Below are 6,309 nucleotides of genomic sequence, written 5' to 3' on the forward strand. Positions count from 1 at the left end.
TTAAAGTTACCAAATTCACCATAAGCCATCGCTTTATCCACCATTAAATCAATTTCATTTTCTCCAATAGCATAATCAGATAATGTTACTGGTGCCTCAATTGAAGTCCAAAATTGACGTAATGCCTGAATTCCTTCTAACGCAATTTCTCGCTCAGTCTTTCCATCTGTTTCTACATTGAATACGCGAATAGCAAACTGTTTAAAACGACTTACATTTTCATCTACGACATGCTTCATCCAGTTAGGGAATAGAATTGCTAAGCCGCCTCCATGCGGTATATCATGAACAGCAGAAACTGCATGCTCAATATTATGAGTCGCCCAATCTCCTTTTACTCCCATCGCTAAAATGCCGTTTAACGCCATAGTACCACAATATAAAATAGTTTCTCTATGCTCATAATTTTCTAAATCACTTAAAAGCTTAGGAGCTGTCTCAATTACTGTTTTTAAAACAGCTTCACAATAACGATCTTGTAGTTCTGTATTTGTTCCGTTGTGGAAATATTGCTCTAATACGTGCGACATAATATCTACCATACCGTAAATTGTTTGATCTTTCGGTACAGAAGTAGTATGAACTGGATCTAAAATTGAAAACTGCGGGAAAGTAACCGGGCTACCCCATCCATACTTTTCATTCGTTTCCCAGTTTGTAATTACCGAGCCTGCATTCATTTCAGATCCTGTTGCTGCAAGAGTAAGTACAGTACCAAATGGTAATGCCTCATTAGCAAATGTTTTTTTCGTTACAATATCCCATACATCTCCATCGTACTTACTACCAGCTGCAATTGCCTTCGTACAGTCGATCACACTTCCTCCACCAACTGCTAAAATAAATTCAACACCATTTTCTTTACAAATTTGAATCCCTTTCTTTACAGTTGATACACGTGGATTCGGTTCAACACCTGTCAATTCAAATACTTCTGCATTTATATCCTGTAAAATAGAAATTACATTATCATAAATACCGTTTCTTTTAATGCTGCCTCCCCCGTATACGAGAAGAACTTTTTTACCGAACTGTGGAATTTCAGTTTTTAACTGCTCTAATTGACCTTTACCGAAAATAAGTTTCGTTGGATTACGAAATACAAAATTTTGCATATTCCTTTACCATCCCTTCTATATGAAAAGCAACTATACTTTTGTATACCATATTTTTTTCATTTCACAAAAATATTTGCTTAATAAAAAAATCCCAGCCTACAGGCTGAGATTTTTTATTGGTAATAAGGTGAGATCATTAAGTAAACAATAACACCAGATAAACTTACATATAACCAAATCGGCATCGTCCAACGTACAATTTTACGATGACGTGTTAATTGATTTGTAAAACCAAATACAAGTGCAAACAATGCAAGCGGTACAATAATTGCTGCCAGGATAATATGTGTAATTAAAATGATGAAATACACATATTTAATGAATCCTTCTCCGCCAAAATGTGTTGCTGGCGCTAAGTAATGATAAGATAAATAAGAAACACAAAATAGCAACGTCGTTGTAAATGCTGCCAGGATGAAACCACGGTGCATTTTCACATTCTTCTTAATAATAGAGTATAGAGCTGCTAATAAGAATACGAACGTAAAGCTATTAAAAATTGCATTTAACATTGGTAAAATTGTTACATCAAAATGTAATTCTCCTTCATAGCCAACAGGTCCAAAGAACAAAAATAAAATAATCGCATTTACAATTACAGAAAGCGTTATCACAATAGGAGCATAGCTTTTCTGATTTGTTGATTGATCCACCAAAATGGTCACTCCCTCTTCCTTCAAATATGTATACGTAACCTCACTATTTTAACATACTATTCACAGTGTAAATGTGACAATAGTTTGACACAGCAAGATAAGACAAAGAAAAAATCCTTCTTAATAAAACTTCTTAAGAAGGATTTTATCGCTTTATTATTCAAATAGCAACGCGATTAGTTTTTGTTAAAAAATGTATCGCTATATGCTTGAAAAATTTCAGACACTTGATATCCCATTAAAGAAATTGCTGTTAATGAAAAGAAACCAATCATAAGAAATCGAAACCACATATAAATCTCCTCCTTGTATTTAGCTTAAAAAACATTCGCTATATTACAAGTTGAGTGGCACTCTTCATCGTCACTTTCCTTTTTCCTTACAATTGCTGTAATAAATCGAATCATAAAGAAAATAACAAAAGGAATTTGTTCGTAATTCACATTGGCATAGTTTAGCAACGGCTCGCGCTGCATATCGAACGGGGATGAGAAGGAATAGAACATACCTTGCTCTTCCATATATACAATTACAATTTTCATGCAAAATACGATTCCTAGAAACGAAACAATATCTTGCCATTCTGTCGTATATAACAGGTTATACAGCTCTAATACGTACTCTTCCATTATCATCCCCCCTTCCTTTTTTACCATTTTGCTCGCCTTCGTATAAAAAGTCAAGAAAAAAGTTTATATCCACTATGACAATAGTAATTACTTGTTTCTATGATTATATATGATTCTTTTATAGCAATGACTGGGTGTAACTCTCTTCGAAAATTAGAAAATTAGAAAATTAGAATCGAACAGATTCCTCATTCTTACTTTTAGGATTCAAAACTGTGCTATTTTTATTTCTATTAAAAATAAAATAAGAAAGTATGATAAGAACAGTAACAAACATTGTTAAAAGTGCTTGTGAACGTAAAGTATCAATTGCGAACATCGCAACTAAAACTGCTATAATAGCAACAATTGTAACATACGTTACATACGGAAAAAGCCACATTTTCACTTTCAAATTTTGTTGTTCCACTTTCCCCATTTTTTTACGCATCTTTAAATGCGAAACTGCAATAACGAGATAAACTAGTAACGCAATCCCGCCAGATGCATTCACTAAAAACAAAAAGACTTTATCTGGAGAAATGTAACTAAACACAACGCCAATATAAGCGAAGAAAGTTCCAAATAAAACGGCCCGAACTGGAACACCACTACTGTTCAATTTCAAAAACGCCTTTGGAGCATCTCCTCTTTCTGCCATCGAAAAAAGCATTCTTGAGTTTGTATATAAACCCGAATTTAAACAAGAGAGTACAGCTGTTAAAACGATAAAATTCATAATTTGTGCCGCAGCTGGTATTCCTATATGTTCCAATACAGCTACAAATGGACTTTTTAATATGTTTGCTGAATTCCATGGCAGTAGCGTAACAACTACCACTATAGACCCAATAAAAAATACAAGAATACGCCAAATCACACTGTTTGTTGCTGTTTTTACTGCTTTTACAGGTTCTGCAGATTCACCTGCGGCTACCGCTACAATTTCTGATCCCATAAATGAAAATATAACGACAGTAATTCCAAGCAGTACCGAACTTATACCGTTTGGCATAAATCCACCTTGTCCAATTAAATTCGAAGTGCCGGGTGCTTCTGTTCCTGGAACAAATCCTAAAATAACAGCAAGACCTAGACAAAGGAACAAAACAATACTTATTACTTTAATAAAAGAAAACCAATATTCAAACTCTCCAAATGATTTCACCGAAAAAACGTTCGTCAGTGTTAATAAAATTGTTAATATTAAACTTAATAACCAAAGCGGTATTTGTGGAATCCAATATTGGATAATACCAGCACCTGCTGTGGCTTCTATTGCAATAACAATTACCCAGAAAAACCAGTATAACCAGCCTATTGTATAACCCGCCCAAGGACCAATCGCTTCTCTTGCATACGTTGCAAATGAACCACTTGTCGGATTAACAGCTGCCATCTCTCCTAGCATTCTCATGACGAAAATGACTAGAAGTCCTGCTAATGCATATGAAACGATAGAACCTGGTCCTGCCGAATGCACAACTGCACCACTTCCAACAAACAAACCAGCCCCTATTACACCGCCAATTGAAATCATTGTAATGTGGCGTATTTTGAGGTCTTTCTTTAGATTTTTATCCAAATCTTGTACATCCCCTTCCAAACTAAATTTTGAAATTTATGTAAGAGTACTGTGCGAAAGATTTTGTCCTATACTTTAAAATATATCAAAATATTCTGAATTCAACAATTAAAATTCAACCTCCTTTAAAAATTATTACATTAGGTTTAATACTTTCCCATACACAATTGTTGAGAAAATTATAGTCCCTTTACAAAAGAAAGAATTTTCAGATATTATTAAATAAACAAGATTATACATCTAGACAACTTTTTGTATAGGAGTGTTGATATGTTAAACAAGTTCAAATTTTTTTGTTGTATTTTAGTAATGTTCTTACTTCTACCGCTATCCCCTTTCCAATCACAAGCAGCAAACAATTTAGGTTCAAAATTACTCGTTGGATACTGGCATAATTTTGATAACGGTACTGGCATTATTAAATTAAAAGACGTTTCACCAAAATGGGATGTAATCAATGTATCTTTTGGTGAAACTAGTGGTGATCGTTCCACTGTTGAATTTTCTCCTGTGTATGGTACAGATGCAGAATTCAAATCAGATATTTCGTATTTAAAAAGTAAAGGAAAGAAAGTAGTTCTTTCAATAGGTGGACAAAATGGGGTCGTTTTACTTCCTGACAATGCCGCTAAGGATCGTTTTATTAATTCCATACAATCTCTGATCGATAAATACGGTTTTGACGGAATAGATATTGACCTTGAATCAGGTATTTACTTAAACGGAAATGACACTAACTTCAAAAACCCAACTACTCCCCAAATCGTAAATCTTATTTCAGCTATTCGAACAATCTCAGATCATTATGGTCCAGATTTTCTATTAAGCATGGCCCCTGAAACAGCTTATGTTCAAGGCGGATATAGCGCATATGGAAGCATATGGGGTGCATATTTACCAATTATTTACGGAGTGAAAGATAAACTAACATACATTCACGTTCAACACTACAACGCTGGTAGCGGGATTGGAATGGACGGTAATAACTACAATCAAGGTACTGCAGACTACGAGGTCGCTATGGCAGATATGCTCTTACATGGTTTTCCTGTAGGTGGTAATGCAAATAACATTTTCCCAGCTCTTCGTTCAGATCAAGTCATGATTGGGCTTCCAGCAGCACCAGCGGCAGCTCCAAGTGGTGGATATATTTCGCCAACTGAAATGAAAAAAGCTTTAAATTATATCATTAAAGGAGTTCCATTCGGAGGAAAGTATAAACTTTCTAACCAGAGTGGCTATCCTGCATTCCGCGGCCTAATGTCTTGGTCTATTAATTGGGATGCAAAAAACAACTTTGAATTCTCAAATAACTATAGAACATATTTTGATGGTCTTTCCTTGCAAAAATAACAAAGTAAAACTATAATTAGCCCTCATCAATCGGACATTTATGGACAATCAATGAAGGATAAAAACAACAATAGGTCCTATTGTTGTTTTTTATTTATGAAAATTACTTTGTCACATCTAAAGTTTTAAGAAACTGTTTTCCATCGACCTACATCGCACGTTCCTTGGAATCATATTGTTAAATATTCTAGTTACTATTTTGCTTCAACACAAAAATTGAAAGTTCAGGTACACTACAAAATCTAACAGGCATCCTAGTAATCCCAATGCCACGATTTACATATAAATATAACGGCTTACTCTTCCCCTCTACTTCATACATACCTTCAACGTATTGCTCAGCTAGTTTGGTAGTAATTAACGGACCTACAAAAGGAATTTGGACTTGTCCTCCGTGACTATGTCCTGACAGTTGAAGATCAACTGGGTAACGATTTATTTTGGTTACAACATCCGGCTCATGTACTAATAACATGTTGAAATCATTTTGTTTCAAGTTTTTTAAAGTTGAATCTATTTTCGGCTTCCCTAATAGAAAATCATCCAAACCTGATATTATAATATATTTGCCGTTTTCCACTTTAATTTTCTGCACTTCATTTACTAATACAGAAAAACCAGCTTCTTCCATATATTTTTTGTAAAATAAACTACCGCCCCCGCCCCTATCATGATTCCCAAACACAGCATATTTCCCTAAGGGAGCGTAAATTTTCTGCAAAATAACCTTCGCTTCTTCTCTTTCCGCACTATAAGACCCAAATTTATCTATTAAATCTCCGGTAAAAACTACTATATCCGGATGTAATTCATTCATCTTCTCCACTAAATGTTCAAGTTGTTTCAGTGTAAACTCTGGTCCTAAATGTACATCTGAAAACTGCAATATTTTTTTATTATTAAACTCTTTAGGAATTGTAGAAGCTTCTATTTCATTCCACGTAACTGTTACTAGTTTTCGTTCTATTTCTGTCGCATAATAATACAAA

At 34.4% G+C, this 6,309-nt stretch carries 6 protein-coding genes; 1 reads left to right on the plus strand and 5 read right to left on the minus strand.

Translation table 11 applies throughout. The annotated features are described in order from the left end of the window. The 4 genes from ACQGS6_RS21185 to gabP form a co-directional block, all read right to left on the minus strand. On the minus strand, window positions 1-1,115 hold a 1,115-nt coding region (locus tag ACQGS6_RS21185; RefSeq protein ID WP_426965541.1), incomplete at its 3' end, for an iron-containing alcohol dehydrogenase. Between the two features lie 116 nt (window positions 1,116-1,231). Next, complete coding sequence (locus ACQGS6_RS21190) at window positions 1,232-1,774, minus strand: DUF420 domain-containing protein (RefSeq protein WP_000228314.1); 543 nt, start codon at window positions 1,772-1,774, stop codon at window positions 1,232-1,234. Between the two features lie 317 nt (window positions 1,775-2,091). After that, entirely contained in the window at window positions 2,092-2,430 is a 339-nt protein-coding gene (locus ACQGS6_RS21195; protein ID WP_002005644.1) for a hypothetical protein, read from the minus strand. A gap of 142 nt (window positions 2,431-2,572) precedes the next feature. Then, on the minus strand, window positions 2,573-3,967 hold the full coding sequence (gene gabP, locus ACQGS6_RS21200; protein WP_074625427.1) for a GABA permease: 1,395 nt from the start codon (window positions 3,965-3,967) through the stop codon (window positions 2,573-2,575). Window positions 3,968-4,237: 270 nt separating this feature from the next. Between gabP and ACQGS6_RS21205 the strand changes: the two genes are divergently transcribed. Continuing rightward, window positions 4,238-5,320, plus strand: coding sequence for a chitinase (locus tag ACQGS6_RS21205; protein WP_000932445.1), 1,083 nt, complete (start codon window positions 4,238-4,240; stop codon window positions 5,318-5,320). A gap of 187 nt (window positions 5,321-5,507) precedes the next feature. Here the strand turns inward: ACQGS6_RS21205 and ACQGS6_RS21210 are convergent, their stop codons facing one another. Further along, window positions 5,508-6,308 (minus strand): metallophosphoesterase, encoded by an 801-nt coding sequence (locus tag ACQGS6_RS21210; RefSeq protein ID WP_426965542.1) that lies wholly within the window; start codon window positions 6,306-6,308, stop codon window positions 5,508-5,510. Window position 6,309 lies beyond the last annotated feature (1 nt).

The organism is Bacillus sp. GMs2/2 (assembly GCF_050172095.1).
Lineage (GTDB): Bacteria > Bacillota > Bacilli > Bacillales > Bacillaceae_G > Bacillus_A > Bacillus_A cereus.